Raw genomic sequence first — 18952 nt, 5'->3', positions numbered from 1 at the left:
TGAAGGGAAATGAAAGGTTAAAAGACGCTAATTTTTCAGTCTATTTCGCGACAATATCTTCAGCCACATTATCCAACTTGGAGAAGATGGAGTTTTTGGAAATGTATTCCGGAACAATCTCTTTAACAAGCTCGACGAGCAACATTGGGTTATGATCCCCAGCAGGTGTGACTACCTGTGTACACAAATTCTCAATCTTTTGTATTTTCGAATCGACATCATCGGTATTCACGCGTGCGATCATAATCTTATTATGGTGAGTTTTGCTGGTATTTTCATTATCTGCAAGCAATTCTTCAAAAATCTTTTCCCCAGGACGAAGACCTGTAATTTCAATATTGATGTCTTCCGGATATTTGTAGCCCTTAAGTCGAATCATGCGAATTGCCAGATCAATAATTTTTACCGGCTTGCCCATATCAAACACATAGATCTCTCCCCCCTTTCCCATTACCGCTGCCTCTTGGACGAGTTGACAAGCTTCAGGAATCGTCATAAAGTACCTTGTAATATCTTGATGGGTTACGGTCAAAGGTCCACCTTTCTTTAGCTGCTTCTCAAACAAAGGAATTACGGATCCGTTAGACCCTAGAACATTCCCAAAACGAGTAACAATATAGTTAGTGCGGCTCTTACTATTTAGTCCTGAGACGTAGATTTCAGCGATTCGCTTAGTTGCTCCCATCACATTTGTTGGGTTGACCGCTTTGTCAGTCGAAACCATCACAAATTTCTCAACGCCATATTTGTCAGCCATGTCTGCAACATTTTTCGACCCCCAAACATTCGTCAGAATTGACTCGTATGGGTTCTGCTCCATCAATGGAACATGCTTATATGCTGCAGCATGGAATACAATTTGTGGTCTGTACTGTTCAAATATAGAGTCCATAAACTGCCGATCCCTGACGTTTCCAACCATGAACAATACATTATCCTTTTGACAGCTGCTTCTTAACTCTTGTTGAATATCATAGAGCGCAGATTCCGCTTGATCCACAACGATCAGATGCTTGAAGTCTGTGAAAGCAATCTGACGTACTAATTCAGATCCGATAGACCCAGCGCCCCCCGTAACAAGAATTACCTTATCACGCATCATTTCATGAACCACAGGGTTCTCCAATTTTATCGCTTCCCTACCTAATAAGTCCTCTATTTTCAACGTCCTCAATTGTCTGGTTGCCGCTTTGCCACTCAATAGCTTTGCCGAAGTAGGCATAATCTTAAGCTTAACAGGTAAAGGCTCTATCCTGGCAGATATCTTGGATAGGCGTTCTTTATTGTTATCATCCAACGCGATAATGATACTGTCGATTTGTATTTTCTTAACAAAGACGGGAGTTAATTTCTCCATATCAATAATCTTATATCCATTGATCATCTTTCCGATTCTATTCGGATTATCATCCGCAAAAGCTACAACTTTTACTTTTCTTCTTATCTCATTTCTGAATAAGTTTAAGGTAAGTGTCCCCATGTTACCTGCGCCAAATATCATTACCCTTTCAACCACTCTTCCACTAAAGAAAAATTTCTCGTACACCGTTCTATAAAACACACGAGCGGCTACTAGACAAACAGTTATAAAAAATGCGTGCGTAAAGACGACAGCGTAAGATGGTCGAAAAAACACACTAATAGCCTGTTTGTCATCAAACCCGCTTCGTACTATGAAAGAAGTCAACATTAATATAAAGAAAGCGACTGACACTGATTTAAGGATACACCATGCATCTCTTAAACCTGTTTGTCGGACTATGCCGCGGTAGGTGCGAAAATAGAGAAACGAACAGCAGTAAACTCCCATAATAAATAAAGACTTTTTCGCCATAATTTCAACATCGAACCGACCCTTGAAACTATTTACCGTAAAGTTTGTTAAATAGTAACAAAGTAGAACGATTACCATATCGATTAATAGGATAACCCATCTTGGGCTATCCTTACGGAAGCGACGTTTAAGCGAATTAATATCCATTTTCTAGAGTTTTACGATAGTGATAGGTGAAGATTATAGCTGCTGAAGTAAAAACACCGACCGAATACAACATGATGAGGTTCGAACAAAGTTAATGCCACATTGCAATAATCAGCCTGCTCAGACTTTGAGAACGAATCGGGGAAATTCGTAGGAATCAGTAGTCTATTGATAATGAAGAGGTAGAACTTCGTCTACCTCTTCAAGTTTTCATTATTTTTTCTTACTCCCAAACAGAGAGCGAAGCTGTTTCTTCAATTTTGCCCTTAAGGATACTGAGCCAGAATCGACATAACCGTAACCATAACCATAGCCGTAACCATAGCCATAGCCGCGAGCAAAGTCCACATCATTTAATACGACTGCCATGTTCTTCAACTTGCCGTCCTCGTAAAGTTCTTTTGGAACATTTAGCAAGCGCTTATCGAGGTAATTCGCACGTGTCACATACATGGTTAAGTCAGCATTTTCAGCAATAAGCAATGTATCAGTTACTAAGCTCACTGGAGCAGTATCCACAATAACGAAATCATAGTTCGTACGTCCGAATTCAATTACCTCATTGAAGTGTCCATTCATCAAAAGTTCTGCTGGATTTGGTGCGATATATCCGGAATAGATAATATCGAAATCGTATGGGGCGGGCTTCTTAATGATAATGTTTTCAACGGGCATCTCCGGGTTGATCAGATATTGTGTAATGCCAATATTTGTATGCTGCAAATGGGAAAGGCCAAGATAATCCAAAACTTTTGGCGATCGAATATCCGCACCGATAAGTAAAACCTTTTTACCCGACATCGCCAAAATTCGAGAAAGGTTCGTTGAAACGAAAGATTTACCTTCACCAGATGTTGTTGATGTCACAAAGATCACTGCGGAATCCTTCTTAGAACCTAGCATAAATGCTATGTTCGTTCTCAAGATACGGAAGGCCTCAGCAAGAGACGACCGATCGTTGTCTTTGACAACTGGATCTTCCGAGGTAGGAATTTCACCAAGTATTGGAGCATTGAATCTTTCTTCAATATCTTTGCGAGAATGCACTTTATTATCTAGCAGGAATTTAATATAGAGTATTGCGAAAGGAACTAAAAGTCCGAATACTAACGCTCCAAGAAGATACAAGGTACGCTTTGGCGAAACTGGCTCTGAATAAGCATACGCTTCATCTACAATCTTTAAGTTAGCAGGAGTTGCCGAAGCTTTTATCTCAGTTTCTTCTCTTTTTTGTAAAAGGAATAAATAGAGTGACTCTACAATTTGTTGCTGTCTGGCAATATCCTTAAAACCTCTCTCTTGGTTAGGAAGTTGACTGAGCTTCCCTTCAAATTTCTGTTTCTGTGCGACTAAGGCGTTGACATTACCTTGCAAAACGTTCCTAAAATTATCTAGTGAAATCTTTAGGTTTTTATTAATCTCACTAATATTGTTATTTATGTTTTTGACAATAGGATTATCGGGTGTAGCAGATCGCAACAAATCTTCGCGTTCTAAAACTAAATCGTTATAACTTTTGATATTACTCTGAATCGAGGGATCATTCAGCCCTATATTTGAAGGTAGCAGCGACGAATTATCTTCTGTGACTGCAGTTCTCATCATGTCAGCTAATCTTAGTTGCGTCTGAAATTCAACAAGTTTTTGTTCGTTAGTAGTTGCACTCTGTAAATACGATTGAGCTTCCGTAGACATATCGACTATGTTATTTCGATCCTTGAAATCCGCAACTTTGGAATCTGCCGACTCTAAATCTTTAGATATCAATTCGAGTCGCGAATTTATAAATGCTGATGTGGCTCGAGTAACTAAAGCTTTATCTTCAGTCGCGTCTTTATTATATTGATCAATCAAAGAGTTCAATACTAAAACTCCCTTTTCTTTTGACGCATGTATCAACGAGAAGTTAATAAGAAAAGACTGCTTTTCCTTATTAGGCTGAACGACAATATTTCGACGAAGCGCATCAATCGACTTATCAATTGGAACGTAAGAAATTAATAAATCCCCCTCAAACGCATTATTTTTTTGAGGGATTAACATAATTTTGCCAATTGGAGAATTAATTGTCTTTCCCAATTGGTACTTTATTACTTCACCAAGATCATCCTTTATTGTAAAATCTGCTCCATTTTTACTAACAGTGATCTTATATGATAATGAATCCAATCGTGGATGACTAGGCTCTAATAAAACTAATCTAATGGGAGACCTGTTTTCGAGCAGTTCCGAAGATCTTATTTTGCCTTTGCTATAATAAGTAATTTGAAGTCTATTCGCCGTAACTACCTTACGCATGATTCTTCTTGAACGAATCACCTCCATTTGATCGTTGACGAACGCAGTTGACGAACTCCCCAAACCGCCGAGGTTGGCCAATTCAGTTAATCCCGCCATATCTCCAGAAGCTTGCTTTTCATCCTGAAGAAGAATCTTTGCATCAACTAAAAATGTTGGTTTGGCGTACCTTAGGTAGATTAACGTGAGCGCCATACAAACAAAAATTGATATAACAAACCACCTCCAATAAAAAAAATATTGTTCGATAAGCTGTTTTAAATTTGTTTCCTGATTCTCGTTAATGATATTTGTTGTTTTATCGTTCATATCAAATTGGTCAAATAATTATCGAGTTAATACCGAAATTACAGTGATAACTACACTAGCAATAGAAACAAATATCGAGGTATTTTGCGTATACTTAGATGATTGGATTCTAGCACCATTTGGTTCAACATAAATTACATCATTTTGCATTAAATAATACGCTGGAGAATTTAATGACTCCCTTCTTGTTAGATCAAGTCTATATTCCGATTTTTCTCCATCTAACTCACGTATCACCAATATATTGTTCCTAACTCCGTTGATTGTTAAATCGCCAGCGAGACCTAATGCTTCTAAAACTGTTATTCGATCATTCGTGATTTGAAATGTCCCAGGATTTCTTACCTCGCCTAAAACCGTTATCCGGAAATTTCTAATCTCGATACTTACGCCCGGATTCACTATAAACTTACTAACTTCCGTTTTAATAATATTGATTGCCTCAGCACGAGTCTTCCCTCCCAATTTCAACGGCCCAATTTTAGGAAAATCAATGTTGCCCTCTAAATCGATAACATAGGTAGGAATAAAGGGGTTTGTGTTTTGAATAGTACCATTACTATTATATGGCGAAATTTGATTAAATGGGAGTGTTGCCCTAACGTCGTCGGCTGTAACCGAAATTGCCAAAATGTCGCCCGGCTGTAGCTTTGGAGCATTAAGTTCATAAGAAGTCGTCAGAGCAGTAGAATCTGGCTGAAAATAAACCAGATCTTTCCGAGAAGCGCAAGAAGTAAATAAACTTATCGCGAGAATTAAGTAAAGATATATCCTCATTACAATTTAAATATTGGTCAACGTAATCAAAAATTGGTCCAACCTGAGTTTAGAACACTAAAATAGCAGCTAAATACTAATTAATATTTAGATCTCAGCGTTAGTTCGACTTAATAAAATAATCTAAGCTAAAAGTATAGTCATCCACAACAGCGTGTTTCAAGTGATGATCTGCAAAAACTAAAAGTTCACTTTCAGGTTCTATCACTTCTAAGGCTGTTGCGTATCCTGGTGGAACATACAACACACAATCGTCAGTTGAGGATAACAGAACCTGTTCCATCGGCAAATTCTTATTCGGACTGACCCAGTTGTCAATTTTAACCAACCATACACGAAACGCCCCCGTTACAGCGAAAAACCATCTCTGTTCGATTTTATGACCCCTCCATCCTCTAGTCATTTCTTGATCTGAATTCTTTATCAAATAGAATCTTTTTGTTTCAGACGTATCGAAATCGTTAACGAACCGAATTTGCCCCCGTTCGTCCCGAGAAGCTCCGCCTTTAATAATTTTCCACATCATTACAGTACCTTGAAAATATATTTCCTAATTATCATTCGCTTCAAAATTAAATAAACAACGCTTAATACCGACAACAAAACAACTGAAAAAACAATCTGAACACTAAAGTCGAATTGTGAAATCCAAATTACTAACAACCCAATTCCAAATTGAAGCACCGCATACAAAAAAGAAATCAATAATTTACTACAACCGACTTCATTACCTAAGTACTGGTACAAATGGGAGCGATGCGCTTCGAAGATACTTTCACCCAAGGTGAATCTTCTAATGATAGTCCAAACTGTATCGAGTCCATAAAGTGTTAAAAACAGAATATAGATATAGTCTCCCGTCTTTAATATCAATTTCGCAAAACAAAACATTAAAATGAAGGCTATTGAGACGGATCCCACGTCACCTGCAAACGTTTTGGCAATCGTTCTGAAATTGAAAATTGCAAAAACCATTACTCCGATTAATGGATAAATGATAAAATTTGATTCTATAAAATTTACTTCATAGTTGACCAACAGTAATAGCGCACCAACAGAAAGGCTATAACAGGCAGTCATACCATTTATTCCGTCCATAAAGTTATAAGCATTGATAACACCTACTACGACGACAAATCCGATAACTATATAATACCAAGGCATCGAAAAGACGTGTAATTGGACTGCTATCAATATGACTGCTGCGAAATGGACGAATATCCGAATTTTATTCGACAAACTAACAACATCGTCAACAAAAGAAATCACAGCCATGGAAGTTAATCCAATAAAAAACCATGGGAATTCGAATTCTGAAGTAATAAACTGGCTAGCCGCAGCTATATAGAATATAATACCCCCCCCCCGCAAAGTTAGATGTTCATGAGAAGATCTTAGATTCGGTTTATCGATTATGTTAAATTTTTTCGCAACTTTAAAATATAGTAATTCTATAAAAAGCAACGTTAGGAAAAGTGCTAAATATTCCATATATAATTACATTTTTAAAAACGAGATTTTTCAGTAAAATAGAATGAATCAATAGTTTTCCTCAACCCCGCCAATCCGGAGTCGGGAAGACATTCGACATTTATAGCTGACTTTATCTTCCGGTTAGAAACCAAAAGCGTATTTGTCAATTTCATTAATCGTTTGCTGTTCAAGGGAAGTCCAAATAAATCACCGCACTTAGCCAAAAACTTTACTAAACCTCTCGGAATACAAAGATTTCTCGAATTTGTCCCTGTAACATCTTGAATCATTTTGATTATCTCTTTTGTGGAAATTGCTTCATCATCGGAGATATGGTATATTCCTGATTCTAAAATCCTATAATTACTGCAAATACGTTCAATAAAAAAACAAAAATTATCAATTGATAAAAATGTCCGCTTATTATCAAAAGCCATCAACGGATATGGGATACCCCTTGAAACAAACTTAAACAAAATAGCCAAATTCCCCTTGTCTTCAGGTCCATGAATCATTGGCGGCCTTAAAATGAAGACTTTTTTATTGTCTGGTAACGTTTGCGACATCAGCCACACCTCTGCCTTATGTTTCGACATGCCATAAAAGCTTTGGGGGTTGCATTCACTTTCTTCACTCAGCATTTTGTCCGTTGAATATTCTTCGACTGCAGCAATTGAGCTAATATGAATAAAGACTTTCGCGCTAGACTTCAAAAACTCATGAAATACTCTTTTAGGAATAGTATAATTTGAATCATAATAATCTTTCTCTGAAGCAATTCCCTGATGATCATGTGCTTTTCCTATCAAGTTGATAATAATATCATAATCAGAAAACTTGGTTTTCCAATCGTCTTGTCTAATTGAAACTCCTTCAGCTCCGATCAATGACTTTGTCAATCGTCTGCCGAGAAATCCAGTACTACCTAAAATACACACTTTCATGATAACAGCTTTTCATCGATAATATTATAGATTTTTTCTTCACTAAAATTGTCTACGACGAACTTACGCCCATTGTCCCCATGTTGAATAGCGACATCTTTGTTAAGAATATAAAATTCAATGGCCCCAGCTATTGCCTCCGGATTAAGCTCTGTGAAAATACCCGTGTGATTTTCAATGATAGAATCAATACAACCTGTTTTTTTTGTTGTAACAATCGGAAGTGCAGATGCGGATGCTTCGAGGGTTACAGTAGGGAATCCTTCTCTATATGAAGGCAAAACAAAAATATCCATATCATTGTAGAGTCGAGACGTATCGTCTACAGCACCTAAATATTCAATTGACTCCAATTTATCAATTTTATCTAATGTTTCAGGCACTAATCCGTCACGATCATCTATTGGTCCTATCAAAAGCAACCTAATGTTTTTGTATTTCTTGAGAAGAAGTTCCCACGATCCAACTAGCTCTGTAATTCCTTTGTCATTACTTAACCTTCCAACAAATCCGACAACAGTTTCACTTATATAACGAACTTTTTGTCTGGGCTTAAAATTATCGATATTAATGCCGTTGCAGGTACCTCTTCCCAATATCAAATTTTTCTCTTGCCTGTTTAAAGAAAGTTTAATAGCTTCGTCCTGAACCGACTGGCTTACATTAACCACTGTATGCGCACATCGGCTTGTAAGCTTCTCAATGAAAATAAGCAATTGCCTTTTTAAACCTGAAGAGGTTTCAAAAACTAATCCATGCCGAAAAAAAACACGTTTCGGTGTTTTTGCCAAAAACGAACTAATCATCCCTACTAACCCACCTTTCGGGGAATGTGCAATAACAACATCGAAATCATTTTCTTTGATATATTTGTATAATTTGAATATTGACTTTAAATCTTGCAGCGGTGAAATAGATCTAGATATTTCAACAGGAAACACAGAAAATCCCATTTCGTCTGCATAAGAATCGAGAGAATCCGACGGTGAGCATGAAACATAAAATCTCACACCTCGATCCTTAAAGTATTTAAATTGGTTACCAATAAAATATTTCAATGAAAACGATATTGAAACAACTTGAAGAACCTTCATCAGAGAATCCTTTCTTTGATTAATTCAATTGTTTCTATTCTTTTATTTTCCAGAGTCTTCACGCGTTCCTGCAATGTTTTTATCACTAAGTCTTTATTCTGCTCGAGACGCAAAAACATTTCTAACAAGTCTTCCTTGTTCACGTCGTCGATGTGGATTACATATTCAGACAAATTAAAGTCTTGCATTATTCCTCTCCCCTTGTTTCCTCCATAAGCTATTGCGATTGATGGAACACAAGAAGTCATAGAAAAAATCACTGAATGAAATCGTGTCCCAACAAAAAAATCTAAGTTCGAATAAACCGACTTCAATTCTTCACAAGTAAAATTCTTGTCGACCCAAATAAAATCGTTCTTATCAAGCTTTTGTGTTAAATATCTAATTGCATTCCTATCATCCTCGTGAGTATTTGGCCCCATAGATTGATTGAAAAACAAAACTTGATAGTTCCTCGAAACGAGTTGTTTAACCAAGGAGAAAATGGACTGAATATACTTTTCATACAATAGATCCGAGTTACTCTTTCCTGGGAATCTCCAAGGCCGAATTGTAATTCCAACTTTCAATTTCTGATTATCTCTCTGCAAATATTCGCGAAGCACATTAGCCCCGAATTCTTTAGATTTTGGTTGCAGATAAAACCCCAAATCCGGAAGTATTTTGATAGGTTCATCTAGCAAATCACCTAATGCTTGCGCAGATATATGTTCCCTGGCCAATTTAAGCTCCATCTTCGAGAAGGCAGCTATAACTTGCTCTTTAACAAATAAGCCCTCAAACGGACCATACGAATTCGGCAAAAAAACGACTTTCTTTCCTAACGACTTGGCCAAGTTAACATAAAACAATAAATACCATATAACGTATGGTGCAGTTCTCTCACCATGGGCATGGATGAACCCTCCACCTTTTACGAAAACAGTGTGACATTTTGAGAAAATTTCGACGGTCTTAACAACATCTGCTGAATATAATCTCTTCAATAAACTGAGCTTTTTTGCATTGTTAATCAAAAACGATCGAGAAATATAATCAAGAGAAGCATTTTTTACTTGTTTAATAAAATCAAGCTTGCCCTCGTGGATAATTTTATCTTTCAGGTGTTGTCCTCTTCGAGGATGTTTAATAATGTTGGAGATCAGTTTGATCCCTTTTTCCTTCGTTTGCGAGCAAAGTTCATTTTCTTCTTCCGGTGTATCTCCATTGGATAGGACATAAATATCATCAAAAAGCTCTGTGTCTTTAACAAGTCTATAACTTTCCCAGACCAATGCTTGATCCCCCTTATTCAGATCAGTCACTCCTGGAACGATAATCGCTGTTCTCATTTAATTATATATTTTTTAAAAGTTTGTTGATGTACATATTTCGCCTTTGATCCAAAACCTCACAATCAAATTCTTTGGATTTTTCAAAGTTAATTGTAGCTTGCTCATACATTATATTAGGACTATCAACCATCCGCATTAATTGTTCACTTAAAGTATGGTAATCTCCGACATTGTGCACAAAATCTTCAGAAATTAATTCCGGTAAACCTCCGGCATTTGATGCAAGAATAGGACACCCCCTACTCATTGCCTCGATTACCGCGCGAGGGAGCCCTTCCGTTAACGAGGGATGTACATACAGATCAATCTTATCTAGAAAATGAAAGATTTGATCCCCCTTCGCAACCTTGCCAAGAAACTCGATATTATTTAAAATTTCTAATTTTTCTGCAAGTTGTTTTAAATTGTCGGGATTACCACCACCAACAATTTTGATTGTAAAATTAAATCCATTCCGTTTTAGAAGAGAAGCTGCATAGAAGAGAACATGATGTCCTTTATATTTGAGGTCAACACTCCCAATTGTACCTATAGTAATGTGCTGATGACAAGCGCGCAGTCTAGAACATCTATCAGTGAGGACTAAAGGATTGCCCGTCGACAAGCGAACATTCGACGCAGATATTGATGGTTTCTGCGTTGGATATCTTTTTTGGAGAAATCTTTCTGTTACATAGATTGCCCCTTCGGAATGCTTTACTGTCTTCCTCATTCTATAATAACTCAGCCGTCCTATGAGCTTCATAAGAGGATTGCCGTAAGTATTACTTACATCTAATATACATCCAACAACCTCTACCAAGTACTTTTTACCCAATTTTAAACAGACCTGTGCTGCAATATTACCGATTGATGAAGGAACCCTAATCACCACGAAATCAGCACTCTTAATAATTGAATAAAGCTGATTAAAGATATACTTTTCTTTAAGAAAGTAGTCTTTCCCGCCCTTTATATCAAACAACAAATGGAAATATACATCAGGCGCAGAGGATAAATTCTCATTTGAATATTGTCCATCTACCACTGTACCCCTACCTACAACAGTTAAATGGTCGAAGAAGACTGTATACCTTATCCAAAAATCTGAGTCCAAAGTTCCAGTTGTATAGACCTTAGAATCAGCGTTACTGTGAACGAACCGATGATCATTAATAAATACTGCTTTCATCCCTTATTCACCCTCAAATTTAACAAAATCTGCATACTCCTTCAACTTCATTCGTGCTTTGATTCCTTCAACTTTTTGTGTCCGATCTTTATTCAAAATATTCAAACCAGAAATTTTCACATTGGGGCCGTGTTTGAAATAATACCCTGTCTTTACAGATTCCAAATTATTTTCTAATTTAACGTTGCGAAGCTGAATATTACCCCTCAATCTATTACGATTCAAATACTGCTTTTTGAAAGACCCCAAATAGATTCCAATCTTTGAATTATAATCATGAAAATTTTCAATTGTAATATTTGTTGTTTGTATCTTCTTCCCTGGTAGCTTACTCAATCCAATTTGAATGCCACACCTCATATTATTTTCTGTTCTTGAATCCTTAACGACAATATTATTGACCATTTCATTATTATTGTTTGGTTCAATACAAATTCCGCTCATAGGTATGGTTCCGGATGTGTTTCTTGCAATTAAACCGCTAATTATCAAATTATTAACACATGTTATGGAAATACCATTACGTCTGTTATTATCTAATATGGTATTGTAAATTTCTATGTTTCGACATTCTTTGTTATTAAAACTTCCAACAATAATGCCATCACCCCAGCAAGATCCTACATTTGCATTTAAGATTTTTATATTGTGCGCATTCCTTAGTGAAATACCATTACCAAATTCACCAGACTTTCCCAAGTGAGATCGTTTATCCCCAATAATTGTTAAATCAAATAGGTAAACGTTAGAAATATTATGTAATCTAAAAATCTCGTATTTCGGTTTCGGAGACGGCTTCAAATAAATCTTAGAATTCCTTCTAAATACAATTACAGAATTGCTGGTAAGGGTCAGTCCTTTATCATTAACCAAAAGTGGAAAGTCCGGAAAAATAACCACCCTACGTTTATTCAGTACATTTTGAATATAGTCTGTGTAATCGACATCGCCCTTCCTTGAATAGTTCTTTGGAAGTGATTTCTCCAATTCGAATCCTTCGTCTAATGCCTTGCTTCTTATCTGATCGTAATTTGAGGGATATAGCCCTTTTCCGATTAATACACTACAACTACCAGATGTAACAGCTCCGATGAGAATAAAGCTTAATAATGCTATCACTTTTAGATTTCTATACATTTTTTTTATTTTGAGTTAGTGCGTAATTAATTAACATAAACTGAAGAGTTAATGCTAATCTAGAGGTATGTACTAAAAAAAACAATCCGTAAACTAGAACGCTAATGATAAAGGATTTTATGATGACGCTTGACTGATCATCCTGTATAGGAAGTGCAGAATTATTTATTTTATGAAAGGAAATAAAATAAAAACTTGCAAATAATAAAACATAAACGATACCTCCATTGAACAAAATTTCGGAGTATGTCGAATGAGTGTAAACGAAAGACGAAAAGAATCGAAAGGTATCCATCCCATAACCAAATATTGGAGAATCTAAGAATAGATCCCAAGCCATTTTGAAAAAATCTAATCTCTGATCATCCCCCTCATTCGTTCCTTCGGAGAATCGCCTAACGATGGGACTGTTCGGAAATGTATCTAATACCCAATTAAAAAGGAAGAAACCAATTATAATTGAAGAGATTAGGATAAAAATAATTCTGGGATTTATATCCTTAAATTTAAAAAAGAAAAATGCAACGAAAAACCCAATTAATGCTACAAAACTTTGGCGAGAACCTGTAATCATAAGAGAAATGCACCCAGTCATGATGACTAGAAGTAGCAAAACTCTTACGACACGCTTTTCCACAAAAAACAGGAGACTAATCGCAGAAATTATATATAGAAATGAATTATGAGCGAAGTTATTCAACGATAATTGTTCCTCTTCCATAAGAAATCGTTCCCCCGTCGTTAGGGCACTAGCGCCTCCCATAATATTGTTTAGCATGTTAAAAAATCCAGCGATAACGACTAAACTGAGCACAATAAGTAATTTCTTGCGATTATTAATGAAAACAGCGGGAGCGATCGCAGTAATTACGTTTTTTGCGTGGGAAACTAGGGCAACTTCAGCATTATTCACGTGCTGTATGAAAAACAAACCCAAAAACAGCCAAAGTACTTGTAGTAGATAAGAAAATAAAAACAAACTTTTGGCGAACGTTGGGAGCTGAAATAAAAAAGGAACTGAAACTATTAAAAACCCAACAGATAGGTAATTAATAAGAAAATATTCCGGTCTAACGATAAGAAAGGCCAGAAAAAACATGTAAATAAACGTGATAGTATCAATTACCGATATTTTACTTTCGTTGCTTAGCATAATCAATCCAAAAAGTTAGTTCAATTTCTTCCTAATCAGTATAGCCGGAATACCGCCAATTATCGAATCGCATTCAAAATCTTTTGTAACCACAGCATTCGCTCCTATCAAACAATTGTCCCCAATTTCTACCGGCCCCAGAATCTTGGCACCCGCGCCAATCAAAACATTATTGCCCAATTTTGGTTGACTCCTTCCATCCAGCGAAGTTTTCCCCATATTGCCACCCAAAGTAATTCCTTGTCGTATATCTAAGTTTTCTCCAGCGGTTACTCGACCTCCTATAACAATTGTTCCTACATGCCTTATTACGAAACCCTGTCCAATCACGGCATTCGTACTTATCCAGCAATTACACAAGTGATGCATAATTTTTTCACAAAAAATAGCCATAAGCCTCATATTCTTACGCCTTAGCCAATGTCCAATTCTGTATAAAAAAACTGCTCGATAACCAGAATGGGAGAAAGCTAAATGCAATATTCTTAAAAAAGATGGAGAAAAACCTTTCATTTTTTCAAAATCAACTGACAATTCCCGAATCATATATTATATCATTAAAGTTAAAAATTTGCTATACTGAACTTCTTCCGTATAATGTAAATCTATTAAACTTTTAGCGTTTGTTCCCATTTGCCGTCTTAATTCCGCATCATTTAATAAAGAAATGGAATCGACTATTTCGTTAATACTTTTGGGCTTAATCAATATTCCTGTTTTTCCGCTAATTATCAAATCTGACACCGCCCCAACATCTGAACCTACAACAGCTTTGGACAAATACATAGCTTCCATAATAACTCTTGGCATACCTTCTTTATAACTAGGCAACAACACGATATCGACTCCTTTCATAATTCCGACAATATCATTTCGATAGCCTAAAAACTGGACATTCTCTTTTAATGATAATTCTTCAACCAGGCGAATTAAATAATTATTAAACTCTGAATACATCGTATGCTGAATAATTGATCCTGCAACGATCAAATTAACCGCTAATCCTTTCTCCTTTAACACGGCCATCGCTTTGATCGCCTCTACGATACCTTTCTCCTTTATTACAGTGGCTGGCAACAAAATGTTTAAGCAAGAATCTTTATTGAAAAATAAATTTTTCTCTTCATTAAGATGTCTAGTATTTATAATGTTAGGAATCACACGAAGTTTGTCGCTCAAAAACCCTTTCGAGTGAGCTTTTTTCTTCATAGATTCTGATTGGGTTACAATAAATTTACAATATTTATTAATCAAAAAAATCGACAAACTTCCTTTATTTTCTATTGCTCCATCCCCTCGGATAAAGAAAACTATTTCAATTTTATAAAAGTGTTTTAAAATTATTAAAGACATAATGCCTTTTGACGAATTCGCTAAAACCAAGTCAGGTTTCGTATTCTTTAGCTCTAATCCCAGCTTTAAGATTAGTTTCAAATACACCGGCAAATAATCCAAAATCTTAAAAATTGTTTGAATTTTATTCCCTTTACCAATCCGCGAATTTAGCGACGGTTTTACAATTTTGTATTCTAACCCAGCTTCGTTAACTGCACTAGAAATGTCTTTACATTCTCCATGAGCATCGAGAAAGACTGCGCGATCTCCATTTCTAGACAAATTCAGAAGTAAATCAACGGTCGATTTTTGCGCTCCACCTAGATTGTAAAGGAAATCAAAAAAAACAACTTTACTCATTCTTCGGATTCTTTAAAAATTTAAACAAAAATTTTTGGGGTAAAAAAACCTTGCTTAGAGAAATCCCGTACTTCCTGCGTGCGAGAATCGTGGTCGACAAAGCGAGCAAAATCCCAGAAATAAGTTGAGCGTAAGCCGCTCCAAGTACGTTATATTTAGGTATAAGAACCATACTCAAAAGGAAGTTGCTCGAAGCTCCAATCGCTAAGCAAATAAGATTGTAGGTACCTTTTCCGTCCGATATAAACAACTTCAGAATTGCTTTGCTCAAAAGGTAAAAAGAAGCACCAAAAATAAGAACATCTACCAATGCTTTTGCCGGTAAAAATTCATGACCGAATAAGAAGATTATCATCCATTTAGAACATACCAGAATTAACACCGTCGCCAAAAGGGAAACGTAGATCAAAATGTTTAAAATTTTTTCTACACTTCTTTTAAGTTCATCTCCTGTTAAACCCGACCAGTGAGAATATAATATTCGTAGAAACGATATAAAGGCCGTATTTATCAGAGTCGTAAGGGTGATGGCACGGGACATGTATCCTACTGAAACAAAATCTTTCACATAATACTGTAGGACGAAAAGAGTAATCGAGCCATTAAATATTATCAAAAAATCTGAAAGGTTTATTACACTACCATACCTCAAGCTTTGAATTGCGTACTTAAAATTAAATGTTAAGCCGACTCTTGCTTGGTTAACATTTATCATATACGCGTTGACAAGCCCTATCAATGGCCAAAGAACTACTGTGATTAACAGAGCATATTTTAGATCAAGAACATCGAAACTATAACATAATCCTAGAAATAAAACAGATATAGCCATAGGCAATATCTCGACTATAGACATTTTCTTTACATTTTGGCTAGCAACGTTCAAACTCTGAATTAAAGATCTGCTATTTGAAAAGAAAATAAATGAGATAATAGCCAAATATGTCCATAACTCATAATTCCCCAAAAAGGAGGAATATCTTAAAAAAACAAAAATAACAAGAGAACTTATTATAGAAAGCAACTGGATAGTCCAAAAAGATGTGTTATAAACCATGGATTTATCCATTTTCAGCCTGTTCAAAAAATAGACTATAGCCATGGGCACTCCAAAACTCCCTATCTGAGCGCCAAATAAAGCAATTTGTCTAATCAAAGAGAGCTCTCCAACTTGCTCTGGACCAAGACCTCGGCTTAAAATCATCGTTTGAACGACGCCAAAGCCCATAGTAGCATAGCTCGAAATTGAGGTAACTACACCTTTTTTAAATAACGACGGCAAAGCAAAGGTTTTAAATTTACAAGCTAGAATCAGCTTTGATTCCCAAAACTCCTTTGACGTCGAATATTATACCTCGATCATGTTTTAGGAAATCATAGTTAATATCTAAAAACTCACTGTGGGATACACCCAAAATAACTGCTTCAAATTTAGCCGATGGTAATTCCGACACACTTTCAATCCCATACTCGTGTTTAACCTCTACAGGATTTGCCCAAGGATCAAAAGTCGTGACTTTAATCCCATAATCCTCTAAAGCTTTAATAACGTCCACGATTTTGGTATTTCTAACGTCAGGGCAATTCTCTTTAAACGTTATTCCGAGCATCAACGCCTCCGCACCATTCACATTGATACCCTTTTTTATCATTGTTTTAACCACCTGCGAGGCAACATATTCACCCATGGAATCGTTTAAACGACGTCCCGCTAAAATAATCTCAGGGTGATAACCATGTTCTTGCGCTTTTTGAGCCAAATAATAAGGATCAACTCCAATACAGTGACCACCGACCAATCCCGGTTTAAAAGGCAAAAAGTTCCATTTAGTTCCTGCCGCTTCTAATACTGCATGTGTATCGATATTCAAAATATTAAAAATCTTCGCTAGTTCATTAACAAAGGCAATATTGATATCTCGTTGAGAGTTTTCTATAACTTTCGCAGCTTCTGCGACTTTAATAGTCGGAGCCAAATGCGTTCCTGCCGTAATAACCGACTTGTATACCTCATCTACTTCTTCTCCAATTTCTGGAGTCGAACCAGATGTAACTTTTAAGATTTTCTCTACAGTGTGCTGTTTATCACCTGGATTGATCCTTTCCGGGGAATATCCTGCATAAAAATCAACGTTAAATTTCAAGCCAGAAACTCTTTCCAACACCGGGATACATTCTTCTTCCGTGACTCCCGGGTATACAGTAGATTCATATACCACGATATCCCCCTTTTTCAGTACTTTACCAACGGTTTCAGAAGCTTTATATAATGGTGTAAGATCCGGCCTGTTATTTTTATCAACAGGTGTAGGAACTGTCACTACGTAAAAATTAGCGTTTTCAATATCAGACAACTGGTTCGAACAGAATAAACCAATGGTATCTTCATCAAAAGGGTTTTGATCAACAAGAACAGCCTTCAGAACGTCGTCCTCAACTTCAAGAGTTAGATCTCTACCCGAGCGTAATTCATCGATGCGCTTTTGATTGATATCAAATCCCAATACAGGATATTTTGTTGCAAACAATCGCGCAAGCGGCAATCCTACATATCCTAAACCTATAACAGCTATCTTTTTCATTTTACGTTTGTAAATTTATTTTAAATTATTAATTACTTCAAATTATCCCAATACCACTGCGTAGCTTCTTTTAATCCATCCTTGATTACATGGGTTGGTTCGTAACCTAGAAGTTGTTTGGCTTTATCTACAGACGCTAAGGAATGGGGAATGTCGCCTTGCCTGTTCGGACCGTGAACCACTTCAACCTGAGCTATATCTGAATCGTATTCGCTCAAAAATTCTTTAAGATATCCTACTAATTCATTTAGAGTAGTCCGGTCACCAACAGCCGTATTATAAACGGTATTGACAGCATCTGGATTTTCAGTCAGCATTGCACACTCGTTCATTTGAATGACATTGTCGATATACGTGAAATCACGAGAATAATCTCCCGTGCCATTAATAACTGGGCTTTCGTGATTCATAAATTTCTTTACAAAAAGAGGAATTACTGCCGCATACGCGCCATTTGGGTCTTGACGACGTCCAAAGACATTAAAATATCTCAGGCCAATTGTCTCCATACCATAGGTTTTGGAAAAAATCTCCGCATATAGCTCATTTACATATTTTGTAATCGCATATGGAGAAAGCGGTTTCCCAATCTTATCTTCCACTTTCGGCAGACTTTCAGAATCGCCATAGGTTGATGAAGAGGCTGCATAGATAAAGCGCTTCACATTAGCGTCTCTCGCAGCAACCAACATATTTAAAAAACCAGTGACATTCACTTCATTAGACGTTTGCGGGTCCTTAATAGAACGTGGAACCGAACCCAAGGCTGCTTGATGTAGAACATAGTCAACCCCTTCTACTGCTTTCTGACAATCTTCCATCCGACGGATATCACCTTCGATCAATTTGAAATTCGGATTCTCAGCGTGCTGAGCGATGTTATGGCGATGCCCAGTAGCAAAGTTATCAAGAACGACAACTTGATGTCCTTTTCCTAAAAAATACTCCGTTAAGTTGGAACCAATGAATCCAGCTCCACCGGTTATCAATATTTTGCTCATATA

At 36.6% G+C, this 18952-nt stretch carries 16 protein-coding genes; all 16 read right to left on the bottom strand.

Annotated features, from left to right (window positions below; all coding sequences use genetic code 11):
• Nucleotides 1-40 precede the first annotated feature (40 nt).
• The 16 genes from DSM08_RS00915 to DSM08_RS00840 all read right to left on the bottom strand — a co-directional run bounded on the left by DSM08_RS00915 (nucleotide 41) and on the right by DSM08_RS00840 (nucleotide 18949).
• Nucleotides 41-1981, bottom strand: coding sequence for a polysaccharide biosynthesis protein (locus DSM08_RS00915; RefSeq protein ID WP_149524373.1), 1941 nt, complete (start codon nucleotides 1979-1981; stop codon nucleotides 41-43).
• 213 nt (nucleotides 1982-2194) lie between these two features.
• Entirely contained in the window at nucleotides 2195-4588 is a 2394-nt protein-coding gene (locus DSM08_RS00910; RefSeq protein WP_149524372.1) for a GumC family protein, read from the bottom strand.
• A gap of 18 nt (nucleotides 4589-4606) precedes the next feature.
• A complete protein-coding gene (locus DSM08_RS00905; RefSeq protein ID WP_149524371.1) occupies nucleotides 4607-5365 on the bottom strand; it encodes a polysaccharide biosynthesis/export family protein in 759 nt (252 codons plus the stop codon).
• Nucleotides 5366-5465: 100 nt separating this feature from the next.
• A complete protein-coding gene (locus tag DSM08_RS00900) occupies nucleotides 5466-5888 on the bottom strand; it encodes a WxcM-like domain-containing protein (RefSeq protein WP_246172580.1) in 423 nt (140 codons plus the stop codon).
• 2 nt (nucleotides 5889-5890) lie between these two features.
• Nucleotides 5891-6856: an MraY family glycosyltransferase gene (locus tag DSM08_RS00895; protein WP_149524369.1), complete on the bottom strand. Its 966-nt coding sequence runs from the start codon at nucleotides 6854-6856 to the stop codon at nucleotides 5891-5893.
• Between the two features lie 14 nt (nucleotides 6857-6870).
• The gene (locus DSM08_RS00890) at nucleotides 6871-7782 is read right to left on the bottom strand and encodes an NAD-dependent epimerase/dehydratase family protein (RefSeq protein ID WP_149524368.1); all 912 of its coding nucleotides are present in this window, start codon (nucleotides 7780-7782) and stop codon (nucleotides 6871-6873) included.
• Nucleotides 7779-8876 carry a glycosyltransferase family 4 protein gene (locus tag DSM08_RS00885; RefSeq protein ID WP_149524367.1) on the bottom strand — a complete coding sequence of 366 codons (1098 nt, stop codon included), beginning with the start codon at nucleotides 8874-8876 and terminating at the stop codon, nucleotides 7779-7781. Before DSM08_RS00885 ends, DSM08_RS00890 begins: the two co-directional genes overlap by 4 nt.
• Nucleotides 8876-10207, bottom strand: a complete 1332-nt coding sequence (locus DSM08_RS00880; RefSeq protein ID WP_149524366.1) for a polysaccharide pyruvyl transferase family protein — start codon at nucleotides 10205-10207, stop codon at nucleotides 8876-8878. Before DSM08_RS00880 ends, DSM08_RS00885 begins: the two co-directional genes overlap by 1 nt.
• Nucleotides 10208-10211: 4 nt before the next feature.
• A complete protein-coding gene (locus DSM08_RS00875; RefSeq protein WP_149524365.1) occupies nucleotides 10212-11381 on the bottom strand; it encodes a glycosyltransferase in 1170 nt (389 codons plus the stop codon).
• Nucleotides 11382-11384: 3 nt separating this feature from the next.
• Nucleotides 11385-12518: a right-handed parallel beta-helix repeat-containing protein gene (locus tag DSM08_RS00870; protein ID WP_149524364.1), complete on the bottom strand. Its 1134-nt coding sequence runs from the start codon at nucleotides 12516-12518 to the stop codon at nucleotides 11385-11387.
• A complete protein-coding gene (locus DSM08_RS00865; protein ID WP_149524363.1) occupies nucleotides 12511-13671 on the bottom strand; it encodes an O-antigen ligase family protein in 1161 nt (386 codons plus the stop codon). The genes DSM08_RS00870 and DSM08_RS00865 overlap by 8 nt, the downstream gene beginning before the upstream one ends.
• Before the next feature lie 15 nt (nucleotides 13672-13686).
• On the bottom strand, nucleotides 13687-14217 hold the full coding sequence (locus DSM08_RS19380) for a serine O-acetyltransferase (protein WP_149524362.1): 531 nt from the start codon (nucleotides 14215-14217) through the stop codon (nucleotides 13687-13689).
• Between the two features lie 3 nt (nucleotides 14218-14220).
• Nucleotides 14221-15366, bottom strand: a complete 1146-nt coding sequence (locus DSM08_RS00855) for a glycosyltransferase family 4 protein (protein WP_149524361.1) — start codon at nucleotides 15364-15366, stop codon at nucleotides 14221-14223.
• Nucleotides 15359-16648, bottom strand: coding sequence for an oligosaccharide flippase family protein (locus tag DSM08_RS00850; RefSeq protein WP_149524360.1), 1290 nt, complete (start codon nucleotides 16646-16648; stop codon nucleotides 15359-15361). The genes DSM08_RS00855 and DSM08_RS00850 overlap by 8 nt, the downstream gene beginning before the upstream one ends.
• 16 nt (nucleotides 16649-16664) lie before the next feature.
• Entirely contained in the window at nucleotides 16665-17948 is a 1284-nt protein-coding gene (locus tag DSM08_RS00845) for a nucleotide sugar dehydrogenase (protein WP_149524359.1), read from the bottom strand.
• Between the two features lie 32 nt (nucleotides 17949-17980).
• Nucleotides 17981-18949 carry an SDR family oxidoreductase gene (locus DSM08_RS00840; protein WP_149524358.1) on the bottom strand — a complete coding sequence of 323 codons (969 nt, stop codon included), beginning with the start codon at nucleotides 18947-18949 and terminating at the stop codon, nucleotides 17981-17983.
• Nucleotides 18950-18952: the final 3 nt, after the last annotated feature.

Source organism: Sphingobacterium hotanense (assembly GCF_008274825.1).
Lineage (GTDB): Bacteria > Bacteroidota > Bacteroidia > Sphingobacteriales > Sphingobacteriaceae > Sphingobacterium > Sphingobacterium hotanense.
This window is presented reverse-complemented; position numbering and strand designations above follow the sequence as displayed.

What these genes read in the sequence shown, in the direction of transcription:
- DSM08_RS00845 (WP_149524359.1), bottom strand. Translation starts at nt 17,948, where the DNA reads ATGAAAAAGATAGCTGTTATAGGTTTAGGATATGTAGGATTGCCGCTT.
- DSM08_RS00905 (WP_149524371.1), bottom strand. Translation starts at nt 5,365, where the DNA reads ATGAGGATATATCTTTACTTAATTCTCGCGATAAGTTTATTTACTTCT.
- DSM08_RS19380 (WP_149524362.1), bottom strand. Translation starts at nt 14,217, where the DNA reads ATGATTCGGGAATTGTCAGTTGATTTTGAAAAAATGAAAGGTTTTTCT.
- DSM08_RS00900 (WP_246172580.1), bottom strand. Translation starts at nt 5,888, where the DNA reads ATGTGGAAAATTATTAAAGGCGGAGCTTCTCGGGACGAACGGGGGCAA.
- DSM08_RS00915 (WP_149524373.1), bottom strand. Translation starts at nt 1,981, where the DNA reads ATGGATATTAATTCGCTTAAACGTCGCTTCCGTAAGGATAGCCCAAGA.
- DSM08_RS00875 (WP_149524365.1), bottom strand. Translation starts at nt 11,381, where the DNA reads ATGAAAGCAGTATTTATTAATGATCATCGGTTCGTTCACAGTAACGCT.
- DSM08_RS00885 (WP_149524367.1), bottom strand. Translation starts at nt 8,876, where the DNA reads ATGAAGGTTCTTCAAGTTGTTTCAATATCGTTTTCATTGAAATATTTT.
- DSM08_RS00895 (WP_149524369.1), bottom strand. Translation starts at nt 6,856, where the DNA reads ATGGAATATTTAGCACTTTTCCTAACGTTGCTTTTTATAGAATTACTA.
- DSM08_RS00910 (WP_149524372.1), bottom strand. Translation starts at nt 4,588, where the DNA reads ATGAACGATAAAACAACAAATATCATTAACGAGAATCAGGAAACAAAT.
- DSM08_RS00865 (WP_149524363.1), bottom strand. Translation starts at nt 13,671, where the DNA reads ATGCTAAGCAACGAAAGTAAAATATCGGTAATTGATACTATCACGTTT.
- DSM08_RS00855 (WP_149524361.1), bottom strand. Translation starts at nt 15,366, where the DNA reads ATGAGTAAAGTTGTTTTTTTTGATTTCCTTTACAATCTAGGTGGAGCG.
- DSM08_RS00880 (WP_149524366.1), bottom strand. Translation starts at nt 10,207, where the DNA reads ATGAGAACAGCGATTATCGTTCCAGGAGTGACTGATCTGAATAAGGGG.
- DSM08_RS00870 (WP_149524364.1), bottom strand. Translation starts at nt 12,518, where the DNA reads ATGTATAGAAATCTAAAAGTGATAGCATTATTAAGCTTTATTCTCATC.
- DSM08_RS00890 (WP_149524368.1), bottom strand. Translation starts at nt 7,782, where the DNA reads ATGAAAGTGTGTATTTTAGGTAGTACTGGATTTCTCGGCAGACGATTG.
- DSM08_RS00840 (WP_149524358.1), bottom strand. Translation starts at nt 18,949, where the DNA reads ATGAGCAAAATATTGATAACCGGTGGAGCTGGATTCATTGGTTCCAAC.